At 73.7% G+C, this 18,386-nt stretch carries 17 protein-coding genes; 5 read left to right on the top strand and 12 right to left on the bottom strand.

Translation table 11 applies throughout. The features are described 5' to 3' along the window. The first annotated feature begins 35 nt into the window (after window positions 1-35). Entirely contained in the window at window positions 36-1,217 is a 1,182-nt protein-coding gene (locus tag ACTIDRAF_RS0214960) for a pyridoxal phosphate-dependent aminotransferase (RefSeq protein WP_016699542.1), read from the top strand. A gap of 19 nt (window positions 1,218-1,236) precedes the next feature. Here ACTIDRAF_RS0214960 and ACTIDRAF_RS0214965 read toward each other — a convergent pair whose 3' ends face one another. From ACTIDRAF_RS0214965 to ACTIDRAF_RS0215005, 9 genes are all read right to left on the bottom strand, one after another. Continuing rightward, on the bottom strand, window positions 1,237-1,746 hold the full coding sequence (locus ACTIDRAF_RS0214965; protein WP_016699543.1) for a GNAT family N-acetyltransferase: 510 nt from the start codon (window positions 1,744-1,746) through the stop codon (window positions 1,237-1,239). A 198-nt stretch (window positions 1,747-1,944) separates the two neighbouring features. Continuing rightward, a complete protein-coding gene (locus tag ACTIDRAF_RS0214970) occupies window positions 1,945-3,399 on the bottom strand; it encodes a PepSY-associated TM helix domain-containing protein (RefSeq protein WP_016699544.1) in 1,455 nt (484 codons plus the stop codon). A gap of 9 nt (window positions 3,400-3,408) precedes the next feature. Further along, the gene (locus ACTIDRAF_RS0214975) at window positions 3,409-4,632 is read right to left on the bottom strand and encodes a Dyp-type peroxidase (RefSeq protein WP_016699545.1); all 1,224 of its coding nucleotides are present in this window, start codon (window positions 4,630-4,632) and stop codon (window positions 3,409-3,411) included. Next, window positions 4,632-5,168, bottom strand: a complete 537-nt coding sequence (locus ACTIDRAF_RS0214980) for a copper chaperone PCu(A)C (protein ID WP_016699546.1) — start codon at window positions 5,166-5,168, stop codon at window positions 4,632-4,634. Before ACTIDRAF_RS0214980 ends, ACTIDRAF_RS0214975 begins: the two co-directional genes overlap by 1 nt. A 28-nt stretch (window positions 5,169-5,196) precedes the next feature. Further along, the gene (locus ACTIDRAF_RS0214985; RefSeq protein WP_016699547.1) at window positions 5,197-5,811 is read right to left on the bottom strand and encodes a copper resistance CopC family protein; all 615 of its coding nucleotides are present in this window, start codon (window positions 5,809-5,811) and stop codon (window positions 5,197-5,199) included. A gap of 114 nt (window positions 5,812-5,925) precedes the next feature. Beyond that, window positions 5,926-6,558, bottom strand: a complete 633-nt coding sequence (locus ACTIDRAF_RS29030; RefSeq protein ID WP_026066131.1) for a hypothetical protein — start codon at window positions 6,556-6,558, stop codon at window positions 5,926-5,928. 152 nt (window positions 6,559-6,710) lie between these two features. After that, window positions 6,711-8,651 carry a heavy metal translocating P-type ATPase gene (locus ACTIDRAF_RS0214995; RefSeq protein WP_052168842.1) on the bottom strand — a complete coding sequence of 647 codons (1,941 nt, stop codon included), beginning with the start codon at window positions 8,649-8,651 and terminating at the stop codon, window positions 6,711-6,713. Beyond that, window positions 8,644-9,108 (bottom strand): ArsR/SmtB family transcription factor, encoded by a 465-nt coding sequence (locus ACTIDRAF_RS0215000; RefSeq protein WP_016699549.1) that lies wholly within the window; start codon window positions 9,106-9,108, stop codon window positions 8,644-8,646. The genes ACTIDRAF_RS0214995 and ACTIDRAF_RS0215000 overlap by 8 nt, the downstream gene beginning before the upstream one ends. A gap of 132 nt (window positions 9,109-9,240) precedes the next feature. Continuing rightward, a complete protein-coding gene (locus ACTIDRAF_RS0215005; RefSeq protein WP_016699550.1) occupies window positions 9,241-9,807 on the bottom strand; it encodes a non-canonical purine NTP pyrophosphatase in 567 nt (188 codons plus the stop codon). Window positions 9,808-9,999: 192 nt separating this feature from the next. Here ACTIDRAF_RS0215005 and ACTIDRAF_RS0215015 point away from each other — a divergent pair, with 192 nt between their 5' ends. From ACTIDRAF_RS0215015 to ACTIDRAF_RS29035, 3 genes are all read left to right on the top strand, one after another. Beyond that, window positions 10,000-11,892 (top strand): NHL domain-containing thioredoxin family protein, encoded by a 1,893-nt coding sequence (locus ACTIDRAF_RS0215015; RefSeq protein ID WP_026066132.1) that lies wholly within the window; start codon window positions 10,000-10,002, stop codon window positions 11,890-11,892. Between the two features lie 69 nt (window positions 11,893-11,961). Continuing rightward, the gene (locus ACTIDRAF_RS0215020) at window positions 11,962-12,282 is read left to right on the top strand and encodes a GroES family chaperonin (protein WP_026066133.1); all 321 of its coding nucleotides are present in this window, start codon (window positions 11,962-11,964) and stop codon (window positions 12,280-12,282) included. A 79-nt stretch (window positions 12,283-12,361) separates the two neighbouring features. Further along, the gene (locus tag ACTIDRAF_RS29035) at window positions 12,362-15,100 is read left to right on the top strand and encodes a VanW family protein (RefSeq protein WP_157163046.1); all 2,739 of its coding nucleotides are present in this window, start codon (window positions 12,362-12,364) and stop codon (window positions 15,098-15,100) included. 191 nt (window positions 15,101-15,291) lie between these two features. Here ACTIDRAF_RS29035 and ACTIDRAF_RS0215030 read toward each other — a convergent pair whose 3' ends face one another. Next, window positions 15,292-16,065 carry an SDR family oxidoreductase gene (locus tag ACTIDRAF_RS0215030; RefSeq protein WP_016699555.1) on the bottom strand — a complete coding sequence of 258 codons (774 nt, stop codon included), beginning with the start codon at window positions 16,063-16,065 and terminating at the stop codon, window positions 15,292-15,294. A gap of 79 nt (window positions 16,066-16,144) precedes the next feature. On the opposite strand from ACTIDRAF_RS0215030, the gene ACTIDRAF_RS35330 reads away from it, so the two are divergent. Next, window positions 16,145-16,747 carry a TetR/AcrR family transcriptional regulator gene (locus ACTIDRAF_RS35330; RefSeq protein ID WP_039787500.1) on the top strand — a complete coding sequence of 201 codons (603 nt, stop codon included), beginning with the start codon at window positions 16,145-16,147 and terminating at the stop codon, window positions 16,745-16,747. Window positions 16,748-17,040: 293 nt separating this feature from the next. On the opposite strand, the gene ACTIDRAF_RS0215040 is transcribed toward ACTIDRAF_RS35330, so the two are convergent. Beyond that, window positions 17,041-17,481 carry a heat shock protein transcriptional repressor HspR gene (locus ACTIDRAF_RS0215040; RefSeq protein WP_016699557.1) on the bottom strand — a complete coding sequence of 147 codons (441 nt, stop codon included), beginning with the start codon at window positions 17,479-17,481 and terminating at the stop codon, window positions 17,041-17,043. Between the two features lie 2 nt (window positions 17,482-17,483). Further along, window positions 17,484-18,386, bottom strand: a 903-nt coding sequence (locus ACTIDRAF_RS0215045) for a DnaJ C-terminal domain-containing protein (RefSeq protein ID WP_016699558.1), incomplete at its 5' end; no start/stop codon positions are given.

An 18,386-nucleotide genomic window follows, 5' to 3' on the forward strand; every position in this document is an offset into this window, starting at 1 on the left:
GCCGGCGACCAGGTGACGTCTCCTAGGCTCGGGGCATGTCCTCCCAGCGCAGTCTGGCCACCGCGGCCAGCCGGGCCCAGGTGCCGCCGTTCTACGTGATGACCGTGCTCGACGCGGCGGCCCGCCGCCAGCGGGAACGCGGTGACGTGATCTCCCTCGCCGCCGGGCAGCCGTCCACGCCCGCCCCGGCCCCGGTCCGCCGCGCGGCGGCGGCGGCGCTGGAACGCAGCACGCTCGGCTACACCGAGCAGCTGGGGATGGCCGAACTCCGGGCGGGCATCGCCCGGCACTACGGCACCACGTACGGGGTCGACGTGCCCGCCGAGGCCGTCACCGTGACCTCCGGGGCGTCCGGCGCGTTCCTGCTGACCTTCCTCGCCGCCTTCGAGGCCGGCGACCGGGTGGTGCTGACCCGTCCCGGCTACCCGGCCTACCGCAACATCCTCCGGGCGCTGGGCTGCGAGGTGGTGGAGCTGCCCGTCGGCGCCGACACCGGTTTCCAACCCACCGTGGAGATGCTGTCCGAGGTCGAGGGGCCGGTGCGGGGCCTGGTGCTGGCCAGCCCGGCGAACCCCACCGGCTCGGTGTTACCCCGCGAGGAGCTGCGGGCCGTCGTCGAGTGGTGCGCCGAGCACGACGTCCAGCTGGTGTCCGACGAGATCTACCACGGCATCAGCTTCGGCGCCGCCACCGCCTCGGCCTGGGAGTTCTCCCGCGACCCCGTCGTCATCCACTCCTTCTCCAAGTACTGGTCCATGACGGGGTGGCGGCTCGGCTGGGCCCTGGTGCCGGAGGGGCTGCGCGACGCCGTGTCCGCCCTCGCGGGGAACTTCACGGTCTGCCCGCCCGCGATATCGCAGGTCGCCGCGCTGTCCGCCTTCGACCCCGAGTCCTACGCCGAGGCCGACGCGCACGTGGAGCGGTACCGGGTGAACCGCGACCTGCTCGTGTCGGGGTTGACCGGCCTGGGCATCCGGGGCATCGCGCCTCCCGAGGGAGCCTTCTACGTCTACGCCGACGTGTCCCACCTGACCGGGGACAGCATGGAGTTCAGCCGTCGGCTGCTGGCCGACACCGGAACGGCCGTGGTCCCCGGCGTCGACTTCGACCCCGTCGAGGGGCGGCACTGGATCCGCATGTCGGTGGCCGGCGCCACCGAGGACATGCGGGAGGCGGTCGCCCGCATCGGGGGCTGGCTGCCCACCCTCGCCGGATGAGGGCGCGGCGTCGGCGGGGTCAGCGGTCCCCGGCCCCGTCGACGTCCAGCCGCCGGGTCAGGAAGACGCTGTTCGGGTCCTCCCGGTAGTCCCCGAACGGCGGGCAGGGCACGAACCCGTGCCGCGCGTAGAGGCGGCGGGCGGGCGCGAAGAACTCCTCGCTGCCGGTCTCCAGGCTCACCTGCCGGTAGCCCCGGCGGCGGCACTCCGCGAGCAGGAAGCGGAGCAGGTGCGCGGCCACCCCGCGCCCCCTGGCCTCCGCCCGGGTCCGCATCGCCTTGATCTCCCCCGACACCGGGGACAGCCGCCGCAGTCCACCGCAGCCCACCAGGGCGTCGCCCGCCCACACCGTCCAGAACGACACGTCCGGCGCCGTCAGCCCGGTGTGGTCGAGGGCGTGCACGCTCTCGGGCGGAGAGGTGGCGCGCATCTCGGCGAGGTGTTCGGCGACCAGCGCGCGCACCTGGGGACGGGACAGGTCGTCCGGGTCGATCGTCAGCGGGGGCACGGCCGGTTCGGAGCTGGTCACGGCAGCAGCCTAGGCGTCCCCCGCCCCGGTCGAGGGCGCCTCCGCGGCGAGTCCCCTCCGCGGGCGACGACGCGTCGAACCGGCGCACGCCGGAGGCGTCAGCGGGGCGGCCCGGGGCGGCCCCGCCCACCGTCGAGGCCGCCGGTGGGGTGCCCGCCGCCGGCGTGGCGGGGCCGACGACGGACACCCCGTGCCGGGTCAACCGGCGTGGCCGGCCCGGTCCCGTTCCCGCCGGCGCGCCACCGCGCCGAGGACGAGGTCCAGGGCGAGGAACGCCGCGAGGCTGATCCCCAGCAGCGGCAGCCACCAGCCGACCAGGCCGGCGACGGCGAGGACGGCGGCGACCCCCCACCACGGGGCCCGGCGGAAGCCGCCCCGGCCGGGCGGGCGGCCGCCGAACGCACCCGGCTCGCGGGTCGGTCGGCGCTTCCACCACATCGCGTACCCGAGGACCACCATCACCGCGATCCCGCCGGCCACGCCGACGAGCAGGACCTGGTTCGGCAGCCCGAACAGGGTGCCCATGTGGAGGTCGACGCCCCACCGGGACAGCTTCGCGGCCAGCGGGTAGTCGTCGAAGTCGACCCGGTCGACCACCTCCATCGTCGTGCCGTCGATGGCCACCGCGTCGACCTCGGTCGGGTAGCTGCGCTGGATCTCCTGCACGACCCAGGCCGTGCCCGGCTCGGCCGGCGGCTGGATCTCCACCAGCCCGGTGTTGACGTTCACCCGTTGGGCGATCGCCAGGACGGCGTCGAAGGTCGCCGGGTTGGCATCCCCCGTGGGGGCGGTGACCACGCCGTGGTGGTGATGGTGGTCGTGCTCCCCGGCGTCGTCGCGGTCGCCGTCCAGGCTGGTGGTGAGCGTCGGGGTCTCCCAGCCCAGCGCCGAGCGCATCGACGACACGCTGGCCCCCCCGAACTGGGACCAGGTGATCCCGGTGGCCGAGAGGAACAGCGCGCCGAGCAGCACCCACACCCCGAGCGAGGCGTGCCAGGACAACAACCGCCGTTGGCCCGTCCGGCGGACGTTCGGGACGAGGAAGTCCCGCTTCGACCGCGACCGCCGGACCCGGGCGACCCACAGGCCGAGCCCGGCGAGGACGACGACCGCCAACCAGGAGGCGGCCAGCTCGCTGTAGACGCGGCCGACGTCGCCGAGGTGCAGCCCCCGGTGCAGGTTGTTGATCCAGGTGCGCACCGGCAACGCGCCGCTGGTCCCGTACACGGTGAGGTCACCCCGGACCTCGCCGGTGCCGGGGTCCACGAAGACGGCCCGTGACTCGCTCGGGCCCAACCCCTCCTCCGCGAACATCACCCGCGTCGTGCCGCCGGGTTCCGGGGCGGGACGCACCGCGCTGAGCGTCGCGCCCTCGCCGTCGACGTGGGCCTGGGCGATCTCGATCTGCTCGGCCAGCGTGAGCTGGACCTCGCTGACCGGGACCTGGAGTTCCCGCTGGTAGATCGCCTGCTCCAGTTGCGGGGTCAGCGCGTAGAGGGCACCGCTGAGCGCCGCGACGAGGATGAACGGCCCGACGAGGACACCCGCGTAGAAGTGCAGCCGCCGCAGCAGCTGCCCGAACCACCCGCGCTGCCCGCGCCCGCCGGTCGAGGGGTGCCCCCGAGCGGGCGGGGAGCTGAGGGACGTGCTCATACCGCCCCCTCAGCCCAGGAGGGTGTCGCCGACGTAGCCGTCCTCGGCGCACCCCGGGGGGATCGCGAAGACGGCCGAGCCGATCGGCACCGTCCACTCGTTGAGCAGGTCCAGTTCGTCCAACCTGCGTTGCAGCGGCACGAACTGCCGGTCGACGTCGGCCTGGAACGAGACGAACAGCAACCCGGAGTTGGAGATCTCCGAACCGGAGGGCGGGTCGTCGTAGTTGTAGGCCCGCCGGAAGATCTTCTCGTTCGGATCGTCGCTGCGGGCCCGGCGGACGTGGGAGAACTCGGGGATCACCGGGAACCCGATGGGCGTGGTCGCCTCGAAATCGGGTTCGTCGAACTCGTCGGTGCCCGTCAGGGGCGCACCGTTCGACAGGTACCTGCCGACGGACTGCTCCCGCCCCGGCCGGTCGAGGCGGTCCCACCCCTCCAGGTCCATGTGGATGCGGCGCACCACCATGCCCGTTCCCCCGGCCAACCAGCCCTCGGTGTTCCACACGAGCCGGTCGAACTCCGCCGTTCCGGGCTGGGGGTTGGTGGTCCCGTCGATCTGGCCGAACAGGTTCCGCATCGTCGTGCCCGGGCGCACCGACCCGTGGGCGTGGTGGAAACCGCGCTGGGTCCACCGGACCGAGGCGAAACCCCGGGCGTCCTTCAGCAGCATCCGCACCGCGTGCGCCACCGTCATCGGGTCGTCCGCCGCGACCTGGAGGAGCAGGTCACCGTCGCTGAACTCGGGGCGGAGCCGGTCCACCCCGAACTCGGGCAACGCCCGCAGCCACTCCGGCCGGCTCCCCCCGGCCCGGTCCACCAGGCCGGGACCGAAGCCGAAGGTGACGGTCAGCCGCGCCGGGGTGACGGCCAGCTCCGGTTCCGAGTCGGCCAGCGCGGGCACACCCTGGGTGAGGCGGGCGGCGTCGTCGCTGAGGATGCGCATCATCCGCCGCAACGCGTCCCCGTCGGTGGAGTCGCGCAGGTCCAGCGCGACGAGGACGGCGTGCGCCTGCGCGGGCGTCGCCACCCCCGCCTGGTGGACGCCGTGGAAGGGGACCGTCTCCTCCCCGTTGAGGGTCGTGGCCGGCTCGCCCTCCGCCGGCCGCCGGTTGAGCACGTGGTCCGCGCCGATCGCCGTGGCCGCGCCGATCCCGGCGACGGCTCCCCCGAGGAGGAACCGCCGCCGGGTCGAGCCACGGCGACCGGAGTCAGCGCTCCGGTCGCCGGCCATCAGTGGCCCATCTCCTCGTCGCCCTCGGAGTGGCCGTCCTCGTAGGACTCGTTGGCGCCCGAGTAGTCCTTCACCGGCGCCGAGAACTCGTAGGTGGAGTCGTCGGAGAAGGTGAGGGTGAAGCTGACGTCCTCACCGGCGGTCAGCGGGCCCGTGAGGTCCATCAACATGATGTGGTCGCCGCCCGGCTCCAGGGACAGCGAGCCGCTGGCCGGGACGACGAATCCGCCCTCGACCTCCCGCATGACCATCGCGCCGGCCTCGTTCTCCACCGTCTCGTGGAGTTCGAGCACCGTGGACGCCGGCGTGGTCACACTGACCACCGTGACGTCCTCGTCACCGCTGTTGGCCAGTTCGCCGAAGGCGGCGGACATGCCCTCCTCTGCGGCCTTCACCCACGCGTCGTCCATGCGGACGACGTCGGCGGCGGGGGCCGCCTCCACGGGCTCCTCCTCGTCGGTGGAGCCGCAGGCGGTCAACGCGAGGGACGTCGCGGCGGCGAGGGAGACGAGGGACGCGGTCTTCCGACTGTTCATCAGGGGTGTTCCCTTCGATGTTGCCGGCTCACCCGGCGTCGGCCGAGGAGCCGGTCCCGCCGGGCCGGGCCCGGCGGCGGCGAACGAAAACCGTCAGGGCGAAGGCGGCCGTGGCCACGGCCGCCCCGATCACCCCGACCAGGACGGCGCGGGGCACACCGCCCTGTTCGTCGGTCTGACCCTCCTCCGCGTCACCCGCGCCCGTGCCCTCTCCCGGTTCGGCCTCCACGGCCGACCCGTCGCCCTGGGCCAGCGGTTCGCCGTCGCCCAGGGTGAAGGGGATGATCCCGCTCACCGGGTGGCCGTCGGAGGACACCACCCGCCACCGGACCTCGAAGCCGGCGTCGGTCATGCCCTCCTCCAGCGGCACCGTCACCCGGGTGCCGTCCAGTTCGGGTTCACCCGCCGCCCAGTCCCGGCCCTCCTCGTCGACCACGATGACCGCGGCCCCGATGGCCAGGACGTTGCCGGAGAACTCCATCACCACCTCGGAAGGGGGCGAGTCGAGGCGTTCCCCCGCTTCCGGGGTGCTGGACAGCAACTGGTCGTGGGCGAAGGCCGGCGTGGCCGGTAGGAGCAGCGCGCACAGCGCGACGAACGCGCCCAGGAGCAGCGCGCGTGGACGTGACAGGACAACGGACACGACGGGGGACCTTTCTTCGGCCGGTACGCCGCGAGCGACGGCTGAAGGAGACGCCGCACGCCGTCGGCGCTCGGTGCGGGCGGGGACCACCACGCGGGGTGGTGGACGGAGACGTCAGACCACGCCGGAAAAGGGCGGCCCCCGCCGCCGGCACGCCGACGGGAAGTACCCGAGGGGGAGGAGCACCCGGTCCCCGAACCCGCGCGGTAACCGCACGCCGGGGGCGTGCGGTGGGCGGAGGTCGAGGACGTGCAGCCGGTGCCGCAGCCAGGCGGCGAACGCCGCCGCGAGCCGGCGGAGCCCCACCAGGGCGGCTTCGCCCCGGTACAGCGCCGCCACCGTGATCGCCGCCGCCACCCCGTGCCACAGCCACATCGCCGGCCCGCCGTGCAGGTGCGGCTCGATCACGGCCACCGATGTGCCCGGCGCGTGGTGGTGCTGGTGGTGGTGCTCGTGGAGCGCGGTCGCCCCGTGGTGGTGGTGCGCCGCATGGGGGTCGGCCCCCACCACGAACAGCAGGTGGAACAGCACCTGGCTGGCCGCCACCGAGAACGACAGCCGCGCCAGCGACAGCGACCGGCCGGCCAGCGCCACGCACACGACCACCGACACCGCCCAGGGCACGGCGACGCCCACCCAGGCCGGCGGGGTCCCGCCGGCCGCGACGTGCGAGACCAGGGCGAGGAAGGTGGCTACCGACGCGGCGGCCGTCCCCCGGAGGAGTCGGCGAGCTGGCGGTGTCGGCACGGCGCGATTGTCGCAGTTCGGCCGCTGGTGGGGACACGGCCCATAGGTCCCGTCCCCGCTCGGCCAACCGGAGTAGCGGTGGGCGGCCGTGATCCCCTGACCTCGATGGACGCCGCCGCGCGGCGGAGCGGGATGGCCGTCTCCCTCCGTGCTCAGTCGCCGACCCGCCCCGCCGGCAGGGGGGTGATCCGGGCGGCGCGGACGGCGTTGAGGATGACCAGGACCTCGGCGAGCTCGTGGACGAAGACCACGCCGGCCAACCCGAGCCCGCCCGACACGGCCAGCGGGATGAGCACCGCGATGATCCCCAGCGACAACGCCACGTTGCTGAGCATGATGCGCCGGGCCCGCCGCGCGTGGCGGAGGACGTGCGGGAGGTGCCGCAGGTCCTCGCCCATCAGCGCGACGTCGGCGGTCTCGATGGCGACGTCGGTGCCCACCGCTCCCATCGCGATGCCCACGTCGGCGGTGGCCAGCGCCGGCGCGTCGTTGACCCCGTCACCGACCATCGCCACCGTGCCACCCCGCCGGGACACCAGGTCCGCCTTGTCCTCGGGCAGCAGCTCGGCGTGCACCTCGCCGACCCCGGTGCGGGCGGCGAGCGCCCGGGCCGTCACCCGGTTGTCGCCGGTCACCATCACGGTCTCGATACCAAGGCGCCCCAGCAGGTCCACCACCTCGGCCGCTTCCGGGCGCGGCTCGTCGCGGACGGCGATCGCGCCGAGCACCGCGCCGTCGACCTCGACGACCACCACGGTGGCGCCCGACGACTGGAGCCGGGTGACCTCGGGGCGCAGCGGCCCCGGATCCACCCAGCCCGGTTTGCCCAGCCGCACCCGCCGCCCGGCCTGGCGTCCCCGTAGCCCGTGGCCGGGCACGGCGGTGACGTCCTCGGCGTCGGGGACCGCGTCGGTCGCGTGGAGGATGGCCCGGGCCAGCGGGTGCTCGCTGCGGGCCTCCAGCGCGGCGGCCGTCGCGAGGACGTCCTCGCGACGGCCGTTCTCCGGGGTGACGACGGCGATCACCGCCGGGTCGTTGCGGGTGAGGGTGCCCGTCTTGTCCAGCGCGACGGTGTCGACGCGGCCCAGCTCCTCCAGGGCGGCCCCACCCTTGACGAGCACCCCGTGCCGGCTCGCGGCGCCCACGAACGCGACGACGGTCAGGGGTACGGAGATCGCGAGCGCGCAGGGGGAGGCGGCGACGAGGACGACAAGCGCCCGCTCGACCCACACCGACGGGTCGCCCAGCAACGCGCCGAGGACGCCGACCACGGCCGACAACACCATGATCGCGGGGACCAGCGGTCGGGCGATGCGGTCGGCCAGCCGCTGCCCCCGCCCCCTGCGGTCCTGGGCCTCCTCGACGATGTGCACGATCCGCGCCAGTGAGGAATCGGAGGCGGGCGCGGTGACCTCCACCTCGACCGCGCCGCCCCCGTTGATCGCGCCCGCGTGGACCGGGGTGCCCGGGCCGGCCTCGACGGGCATCGACTCACCCGTGATCGCGGACAGGTCGAGCGTGGTGCGCCCGGAGCGCACCACGCCGTCGGTGGCCGCCCGCTCACCCGGTCGGACCAGCATCACCTCGCCCACGGCGATCTGCTCGGGCGGCACCGCCACCTGGACTCCGTCCCGGAGGACCGTCACGTTCGGCGGCACCAGGTCCAACAGCGCGCGGAGACCGTCCCTGGTCCGGCGCACCGCGTGGTGTTCCAGGCCCTCGGCGACGGAGAAGAGGACGCCGAGCATCGCGGCCTCCGCGAACTGGCCGAGAGCCACCGCCCCCACCGCCGCGATGGTCATCAACGTTCCCACGCCGATCCGGCCGCGCAGCAACGCCCGCACGGCCCGGGGAGCGAACGTGGCCGCGCCGACGACGGCGGCGGCCAGCTCGACGACCGCGCCGACCCGCTCGTCACCCCAGGTGGAGATCAGCCACCCGGCCACCAACAGCAGGGCCGCCACGGCCGCCACGTGGAGCTCGCGGACCTGCCACAACCGTCGCGGTCCCCGCTGTTCGGCGTGGTCCCGGGGGCCGGGCTGGTCTCGGGTCCCGGGGTGTTCCTCCCGGGGGGCGCAGCACTCGTCAGCCACGGTCGCCACCCCGGCCGGCCTCAGCCCGCTCCGGTGCTCCGCCGTCGAGCTCCCGCCCCGCCGCGGGGCCGGCCGGGGACGTTCCGGCGGGAGACAGGGCGGGGGTGGCGGCGCCGAGGACGGTGGCGACCAGCAGCCGGCCGCTCCCGGTGAGCCGGTACATCACCATGCGCCCGTCCCGGCGGGCGGCGACGAGCCCGGCGTTCCTGAGCTGCCGGAGGTGGTGTGACACCAGGTTCCTGGCCTGCCCCACCACCCACGCGACGTCGCACACGCACAGCTCGTCGCCGGACCGGAGCGCCGCCGCGACGGTCAGCCGCGTCGGGTCCCCCAGGGCTTTCGCCGCCTCCGCTCCGACCTCGGCCGCACCGGCCGGCGGCAGTGCCTGGCGGATCCGCTCCGCGTGGGGGAGGTCCAGGCACAACAGGTCACACGAGTTCCGCTCCGAAGCGCTCACGAAAACAAACTAACACTCGTTGGTTTGTTGCTATGTCTGTGCGGGACGGGATGGGTTCCCCTCGGGAACGACCGCCAGGCGGGCGCCCGCCCGGCGGCCAGCCCACCGTGCTCGGAGCAGCCCCCTCGGTGTTCACCCGGCACGGGGTGGGGCGACCAGGCCGAGACCGCGTCGCAGGGCGTCCACGGCGCGGCGGCGGTGGGAGATCCGGTGCTTCTCCGCCGTCTCCATCTCGGCGTAGGTGCGGTCGCCACCGTCGGGGACGAAGATCGAGTCGTAGCCGAACCCGTTGCCGCCCCGGGGCGCGTGGGCCACGCTTCCCCGCAACGTCCCGGTGAAGATCCGGACGCCGCTGGCGTCCGCGTAGCCGATGGCGGTGGTGGCCGTGGCGGCGCGGTTGGAGCAACCGGCGGCCATCCGCGCCAGGCCCTCGACCCCCTGCGCCCGGAGGAACCACGCGACGAGGGGGCCGGGCAGCCCGTTCCGGGCGTCGAACGTGAGAGCCGTGTCGTCGACGAGCACCGGCGCCCGCCGGGTCCGGTAGGCCTGCGCGGCCTTGTGGCGGACCACCTCCTCGACGTCCAGGGACTGGATCTCCACCAGCTCGTCCCGCACGGGCGTGACGGGAACGCCCAGCAGGTGGGCGTACTCCGCCGCCTTGCCCGCGTTCCCGGTGATCAGGGAAACCGCTGTGATCATGCCGATCCTCCGGGTGCTCGGGTGCTCGGGTGCTCGGGTGTTCCGCGGCGGCGATGTCGCCCGCCGGGAGTTCCAGGTTGAACCGGTCGTGGCTGACCGACACCCGTCCGAACCCGGCGACCGTGAACGGGCGCACCTGATCGTCTCGCGGGTGCCGGAACATTCCGCCGGCGCGTCGCGTTTACTCGCGACGTGACTTCTGTACAGCGGCGGGCCAGGGTCCGCGCCCCGGAGCTCACCGGGCGCGGCTGGTTGAACACGGGCGGTGAGACGGTCCGCCTCGCGGACCTGCGGGGCAAGGTCGTCCTGTTGGACTTCTGGACCTTTTGCTGCGTCAACTGCCTGCACGTCCTCGACGAGCTGCGTCCCCTGGAGGAGGAGTTCTCCGACGTCCTCGTGACGATCGGCGTGCACTCGCCCAAGTTCACCCACGAGGCCGACCCGGACGCCCTCGCCGCCGCGGTCGAGCGCTACTCGGTCGAGCACCCGGTCCTCGACGACCCCGAGCTGGTGACCTGGCAGAACTACGCGGTCAAGGCCTGGCCGACGCTGGTGCTGATCGACCCCGAGGGGTACGTGGTGCACGTCGCCGCCGGAGAGGGCCACGTCGAGACCCTCCGCGACCTGGTGGCCGAGCTCGCCACCGAGCACGCGGAGAAGGGCACCCTGCACCGGGGCTCCGGCCCCTACGCCCCGCCCCCACCCGCCTCGACCGAACTGCGTTTCCCCGGCGCGGTCACCGCGCTGCCCGGCGGGACGCTGCTGGTCAGCGACACCGCCCACCACAGCCTCGTCGAACTCGCCGCCGACGGGACGACGGTGCTCCGCCGGATCGGCAGTGGCCAGCGGGGCAGGAACGACGGTCCGGCGGCGGAGGCGTCGTTCTCCGAGCCCGGCGGCAGCACCCTGCTGCCCCCCGACCTCGCAGAGGCGCTGGGCGCGCACGTCGTGGTGGCCGACACCGTCAACCACCTGCTGCGGGGGGTGAACCTGGACACGGGCGAGGTCAGGACGCTCGCCGGCACCGGGGAGCAGTGGCGGGACGGCGCGGACGCCGGCCCCGGCACCGAGGTCCCGCTCACCAGTCCGTGGGACGTGGCCTGGTGGGAGCCGGCCGGTGGAGTGGTGGTCGCGATGGCCGGCAACCACACCCTGGGCCTCTACGACCCGAGGAGCGGCACCGTGCGGCGCTTCGCCGGCACGACCGTCGAGGGCCTGGCCGACGGGCCCGCAGGGGAGGCGTTCTTCGCGCAGACCTCCGCCCTGGCCGCCGCCGACGACCGCCTGTGGCTGGTCGACTCCGAGACCTCCGCGCTGCGGTGGCTCGAACGCGCGACGGCCCCGGCCGGGGGTGACGAGCCGCACTTCGTGGTGCGCACCGCCGTCGGAACGGGGCTGTTCGACTTCGGGCACCGCGACGGGCCCGCCGGCGAGGCGTTGTTCCAACACCCGTTGGGCGTCGCCGTGCTCCCGGACGGCAGCGTCGCCGTGTCCGACACCTACAACGGCGCGGTGCGCCGGTACGACCCGGCCTCCCAGGAGGTCTCCACCCTGGTCGGTGACCTCGCGGAGCCGGCCGGCGCGACCGTGCTCGACGGGGAACTGGTGGTCGCGCTGTCGGCGGCCCACCGCGTCGAACGCCCCGTGCCGCCCGGCGTCACCGCCCGCATCATCGCTGGGGAGGCCCAGCAGGTGCGGCGCCCCGCCACCGAGGTCGGCAGCGGTCAGGTCAGGCTGGTCGTCGTGTTCGAGCCGCCCGCCGGCCAGAAGCTCGACGAGCGGTACGGCCCGGCGACCCGGCTGGAGGTGACGTCCTCCCCGCCGGAGCTGTTGGTGTCCGGCGCGGGCGTCGACCAGTCCCTCACCCGCGACCTGGTGTTCTCCGACACCGTCGACGAGGGCGTGCTGCACGTCGTCGCCCAAGCGGCCAGCTGCGAGGACTCCGAGCTCGTCGAACACCCGGCCTGCCGGCTGACCAGACAGGACTGGGGGGTGCCGGTGCGCGTGACGCGCGGCGGAACCGCTCGGCTACCCCTGGTGATGGGTGGCCTGGACGAGTCCACAGAGAATCACACCGAGGAGTAACGCTGATATGGTTGTTGTCGGCTGTCGGCCACTGGATGGGCCGCCCGGGACCACGAGTAGGCTCTACCAGTGTCCGTAGCGAAGCTCGAAATCCAGATGCTGCACGACCGCGTCATGGTGCGGGCGTCGCCGGAGGACGGTGAACGGCGCAGCAGCGGCGGTATCGTGATCCCCGCCACCGCGCAGGTCGCCAAGCGGTTGGCCTGGGGTGAGGTCTTCGGAGTGGGGAGCAACGTCCGGACCGTCAAGGTCGGGGACAAGGTGCTCTTCAATCCCGACGAACAGTTCGAGGTCGAAGTCCAGGGCCAGTCGTACCTCGTCATGCGTGAACGCGATCTACATGCTGTCGCGAGCGAACAGACCGAGCACGGAACCGGTCTGTACTTGTGACCCGTGACCCGAACGTGATGGCGAGCAGGTAGATCAGACCGCCACAAGGCCCCACACGTTCGATGGCGAAGGGGAGACGGTGCCAGACAGGGACAGGGACATGCCCCACGGTCAGCAGCGGCCGGACGAGACGACGAAGATCGTGCCGTCCATGAGTGGCTCGCTCTTCGACCAGTCATCCGGCGACCAGCCGTCCACGCCGAACGGCCCCGGCACACCGCCAGGCGGGGAGCCGGCCCACGGGTCGGCGCTCCGCCCGGAGGAGACCGGTGGCCGGCGCGACCACGGCCAGTCGGCGACTGGTGGACACCAGGGAGCAGGAGCACCCCGGGACACCGCGCCGACCGGGCAGTCCAACCTCTTCTTCGCCGCGACCCCCTCGAACCCGGAACCCGCCGAGGGCACCACCGTGTTCGTCCGGCCGGTCAGCCCCGGGGTCTGGCAGGGCGGCGAGCCAGCGGCCCCCACCTCCTCCGAGACGGCCCCCGCCCCCAGCCAGGACCAGACCGCGAGGCTCGACGCGCCCGGCTCCGGGCGGACCCCGGCGCGGGAGCCGGTCACCGCGCGCCTCGACGGCGACGCCACCACGGTCAGCGCTCCCATCGGCGGGCGACTGGACGGCGAGGGCGACACCGAACCGCGCCCCCGGCCCGAGCAGGACTCCGAGTCGCGGACCGAGACGATGCCGGCTCCGGCCGCGCCGGCGGGCGCCCATCCGGACGCCACCACCGTGCAGCGTCCCGTCGACGTCACCCGATCCGACCCCGCCGAGCGCACCACGGCCGTGATGCCGGGCACGCCACCCCGGGGCACCGGGGCCGGGGAGCCCGTCACCACCGACCTCGACCAGCCAACCGAGATCATCCCGGTGATCCCGGCGGCCCAGCACCCCGGTGGTCCGCCCACCGCGGCCACCGAACCCTTCGCCCCGGCAGCCGGTTTAACCGGCCAGGGCACGCCCCAGGGCGACCAGGCGGTCGCCGGAGGGCACCCGGGGGGTGCCCCGGCGGCCGGCGGGCCCGGCGCCCCACCACCCCAGCAGCCTCCCGGGCCGCCCGGCGGCGCGGACGGCCGCTCCGGCGGGCCCGGCAAGCGGAGGACGCTGGTCAAGGCGGCCATCGCCGTCGCGGCCACCATCGCGGGCCTCGCCGTCCTCTACGGCGTGGACATGGCCATGAGCTCCGGGAAGGTGCCGCGTGGCGTCGAGGTCGCTGGAGTCGACATCGGCGGCATGGACCGGGTGGCCGCCGAGGAGCGACTGCGCGACGAGATCGGCCCCCGCCTCGGCCAGCCGATCGAGGTCACCGGCGGGGACGTCACCGCCGCCATCGAACCGGACAACGCCGGGCTGAGCATGAACTGGTCGGAGACGATGCAACTGGTCGGTGACCAGCCGCTCAACCCGATCACCCGGCTGACCTCCTTCTTCTCGACCACCGAGATCGCCCCCGTGCCGCAGGCGGACCGCGACCAGCTCGCCAGCGCCGTCTCCGACCTCGCCCCCGAGTTCGACCGGGAGGCCAAGGAGGGCGACATCCGGTTCGAGGGGTCCGAGGCCGTGCCCGTGAACCCCGTCGCCGGTCAGCGGCTGGACGTGGACGGCGCCGTCGACGTGCTCATGCGGGACTGGGCCAACGGCCACTCCGTCACGCTGCCCGTCGAGGTGGAGAAGGTCGAGACCACCGAGGAGGGCGTCCAGCGCGCCTTGGAGGAGGTGGCCCGGCCGGCCGTGTCCGGGCCGCTGACGGTCACCGGTGAGGGAGCCAACGCGGTCGTGGAACCCGCGACCATCGGTGAGCTGCTGAGCTTCCGGCCCGGGGCGAACGGCGGCCTCGACCACGAGATCGACCGGGAGGCGCTCACCGAGAACCTCTCCGAGCAGCTGAAGGACACCGAGGAGAAGGGCCAGGACGCGGAGATCGTCTTCAGCGGCGGGTCCCCTTCGGTGAAGCCGTCGGTCGACGGCCGGGCGATCAACTGGGAGACCACCCTGGAACCGCTGGAGGAGACCCTCCTCCGGGCCGACGACCGGCGGCTGGCCGCCCACTACGAGGACGAACCCGCCGAGGTCACCACCGAGGACGCCGAGAACCTCGGCATCAAGGAGGTCATCGGCGAGTTCACCACGGGCGGGTTCGCCCCCGACTCCGGGCAGAACATCAAACGGGCCGCCGAGCAGGTGAACGGCGCGATCGTCAAGCCGGGTGACACCTTCAGCCTCAACGGGCACACCGGCCCGAGGCAGGCCGCCCAGGGCTACGTCGACGCCGGCATCATCGAGCAGGGCAAGCCCGGCCGGGCGGTCGGCGGGGGCATTTCGCAGTTCGCCACCACCCTGTACAACGCCTACTACTTCGCCGGCCTGGAGGACGTCCGCCACCAGGAGCACAGCTACTACATCAGCCGGTACCCGATGGGCCGGGAGGCGACGGTCTTCCAGAACCCCGACGGCAGCAGCGTGATCGACGTGTCGTTCCGCAACAACCTCGACCACGGCGTGGCGATCCAGACCATCTGGACGCCCAGCGACATCACGGTCCGGATCTGGGGCACCAAGCAGTACCAGGTCGAGTCGGACACCGGGCAGCCCTTCGACCACAAGGACCCCGAGACGGTGGAGGTCAGCGACCCGGAGTGCAGCCCGAGCGCGGGCGGTCGGGGCTTCTCGGTCACCGACACCCGGATCATCCGGGATCTGAGCGGCCAGGAGGTCCGCCGGGAACCGCGCACCGTCCACTACCGGCCGCAACCGAAGATCGAGTGCGTCGGGTCGGGCGGCGGTGACGCCGGCAGCAGCGCCGCGAGCACCGGCGGCTGAGCGCCGAGTCGGAGCACGCGGAGCACACGACGGAGTCGACGAACGGCCGGGGACCAACTCCCCGGCCGTTCGTTCGTTCCGGTCCCGTGCCCGAGCCGCTGGTGGGCGGATCGGTCGGCCTCGGGCCGGTGCGGCCGGCCCGCGCGGTGGCATCGTGCCGTTCTCCCGGGGTGCCCCGGGCGTCGTCCCGGTCAGAGCCGGGCGCCGCCGGTGGCGTCCACCAGGTGGCCGGTCACCCACCGCCCGTCCTCGGAGGCGAGGAAGGCGACCACGTCCGCGATGTCCGACGGTTGCCCCACCCTGCCCAGGGCTGCCTCCCCGGCCGCCCTGCGTTCGGCCTCCGGGTTCCCCCGCAGCCAGGACGCGTTGGCGTCGGTGTCCACGTAGCCGGGCGCCACGCTGTTCACGGTGATGCCATGGGCCCCCAGTTGTTTGGCGAGGGTCATGGTCATGGTGTCCATCGCGCCCTTGCTCATCGCGTAGCCGATCATCTCCGGCAGGGCGATCCGGGTGACTCCGGAGGAGATGGTGATGATGCGGCCACCGTCGCGGAGGATCGGCAGCGCGCGCTGGATGAGGAAGAACGGCGTGCGCACGTTGACGGCGAACACCGGGTCGAAGGTCTCCGGGGTCTCCCGCTCGATAGGGCCGGCGGAGTGCGGAATGGCCGCGTTGTTGACCAGCACGTCCAGGGCGACCTCGCCGGCGTGCTCCCGCAACCCCGAGTCCAGACCCGCGTGGAGCGCGTCCACGTCGCCGTCGACCCCGAACTCCGCACCAAGGGCGAAGGCGTGTCCGCCGCGTGCGCGGATGCCGGCCACGACCTCAGCCGCCGCGTGTTCGCTGCGGCCGTAGTGCACCGCGACGAGCAGTCCGTCGGCGGCGAGCCGTTCGGCGATCGCCCGGCCGATGCCACGCCCCGCTCCCGTGACCAGGGCTGTTCGGGTCGAGGTTCGCTGCTCCATGCTGTCCGCTCCTCTTAGTTTAGTGATCGCTATAGGGGCAACGTAGCACGTTCATTAGCGATCGCTATAGGATGCGGGGGTGGGAAGTACGGGCAGACGCCGCACCCTGGACCGCGACCATGCGGTCGAGCAGGCGATGCGGGAGTTCTGGCAGCACGGCTACGAGGCGACGTCCGTGTCCCGGCTGACCCAGGTGCTGGGAATCAAACCGCCGAGCCTGTACTGGGCGTTCGGGGACAAACGGGGCCTTTTCGACGAGGTGGTGCGCCACTACCAGCGGACGCACGGGGCCTTCGCCGCGCGGGCACTGGAGGAGGAACCGACGGCGTACTCCGCCGTCCGGCGCCTGCTCCACGAGTGCGCCGTCGAGTACACCGATGACACGCACCCCGCCGGCTGCCTCCTCATCACCGCCGCCGCGACCTGCGGACCCGAGTCCGAGGACGTCCGTCGCGCGCTCCAGGAGACGCGGGAACAGGCCAGGGCGAGACTGGTCGCCAAGATCGACCTCGATGTCGCGGCGGGTGTCCTGCCGCCGGACACCGACACATCCGCGTTGGGGACCTACGTGGCAGCCGTGGTGCAGGGAATGTCGGCCCAGGCCCGGGACGGCGCCGGGACGGAGACCCTGCGCCGGGTCGCCGAGCTGGCGATGACCGGGTGGCCGACCAGCGGGCCGTGACGCCTGACCGGCGGGGCGGCGCCTCACCGCCCGCCCGGGAGCACCTTCCCCGCCGTCCCGGACAGCGGGCCGGGGCTGACGGCAGCGGGAGAGGGCCGTTCCCGGGGGGCCGGACGGCCAGCGCGGCCCGGCCCGGGACGGACGAGCCGTGGTGTTCCGCGTGCCCGGTGCCGAGGCGGGGCCGGGGCGTCACGCGAGAGCGTCGTCATGGGGGGCCGGTCGCGGCATGACGAGGGGCGGCGCCCGGTACCGCACCGGACGCCGCCCCTCGTGGCTGGCGGTGCCGCTCGCGCTCAGCGGCGGGGTTTCGGCTTCCAGACCACCAGCGCGGTCTCCCGTCGTCCCGGCAGCGGGACGAGCTCCCTGCGGTAGGAGGCGTGCACGGCCGCCGCCGCCTGCTCGGCCGCGACGTTGGCCGCCGCGACCTGCTCGGACAGCTCCGCGACCCGAGCCCGCAGCGCCTCCAGCTCGTTCTCCAACTCGATGATCCGCTTGATCCCGGCCAGGTTGACGCCCTCGTCCTGGGACAGCCGCTGCACCTCCCGGAGCAGGCCGATGTCCCTCGGCGAGTAGCGCCTACCGCCGCCGTTGGCCCGGCCGGGAGAGACCAGGCCCATCCGGTCGTAGGTGCGCAGCGTCTGCGCGTGCAGGCCGGAGAGCTGGGCGGCCACCGAGATGACGAACATCGGGGTGTCCTCGTCGGCGCCGGCAGGGAACGGGAAACCCGCGGTCATGCCTACCTCCCGTCCTCCGCGCGCCGCAGGATCTCCGCGCGCGGATCGTGGTCAGCGGTGGCCTCGGCGTAGGCCTCCAGGGCCGCTCTGGCCGCGTCGTCGAGCTTGCTGGGAACGCTCACCCGCAGGGTGACCAGCAGGTCGCCGACCCGTCCGTCCCGTCGTTCGATGCCCTTGCCCCGGACCCGGAGGGTCCGGCCGCTGGCGGTGCCGGGTGCCACCTTGAGTGACACCCTTCCGTCCAGGGTGGGCACGGTCAAGGTCGTTCCCAGCGTCAGCTCGGGGAACGTCACCGGAACGGTCACCGTCAGGTTGTCGCCGTCCCGCCCGAACACCGGGTGGGGGGTGACGTGCACGAGCACGAACAGATCGCCGGTGGGACCGTTGTTGCGGCCCGGCTCGCCCCGCCCGGCCAGCCGGATGCGCTGGCCGTGGGACACCCCGGGCGGGATGCGGACGGTCAGGGTCCGCGTCTGGGTGGTGACGCCCTCGCCGGCGCAGTCCGGGCAGGGCTGGTCGATCAGCTTGCCCGATCCCCGGCAGTCCCGGCAGGGCTCGCTGAACGCGAACGCGCCCTGGCTGCGGTTGACCAGCCCGGACCCGCCGCAGTTCGGACAGGCGCGGGGACTCGTGCCCACCTTCGCCCCCGACCCGCCGCAGGTCTGGCAGGACGCCGGACTGGACAGCCGCAGCGGCACCGTGGCACCCCGCACCGCCTCGGTGAAGTCGATGCTGATCTCGGTCTCCACGTCGGCTCCGCGCTGCGCGCGGTTCCCGCCGCCACCGCGACGGCGGCCGAACAGGCCACCGAAGAGGTCGCCGAGGCTCTCCGCCCCGGACGCCCCGCCCCGGTTGCCGAACATGTCGCTGAAGTCGAAGCCGCCCGAGCCGAAACCGTCGAAGCC

Source organism: Actinoalloteichus spitiensis RMV-1378 (genome assembly GCF_000239155.1).
GTDB classification, from domain to species: domain Bacteria; phylum Actinomycetota; class Actinomycetes; order Mycobacteriales; family Pseudonocardiaceae; genus Actinoalloteichus_B; species Actinoalloteichus_B spitiensis.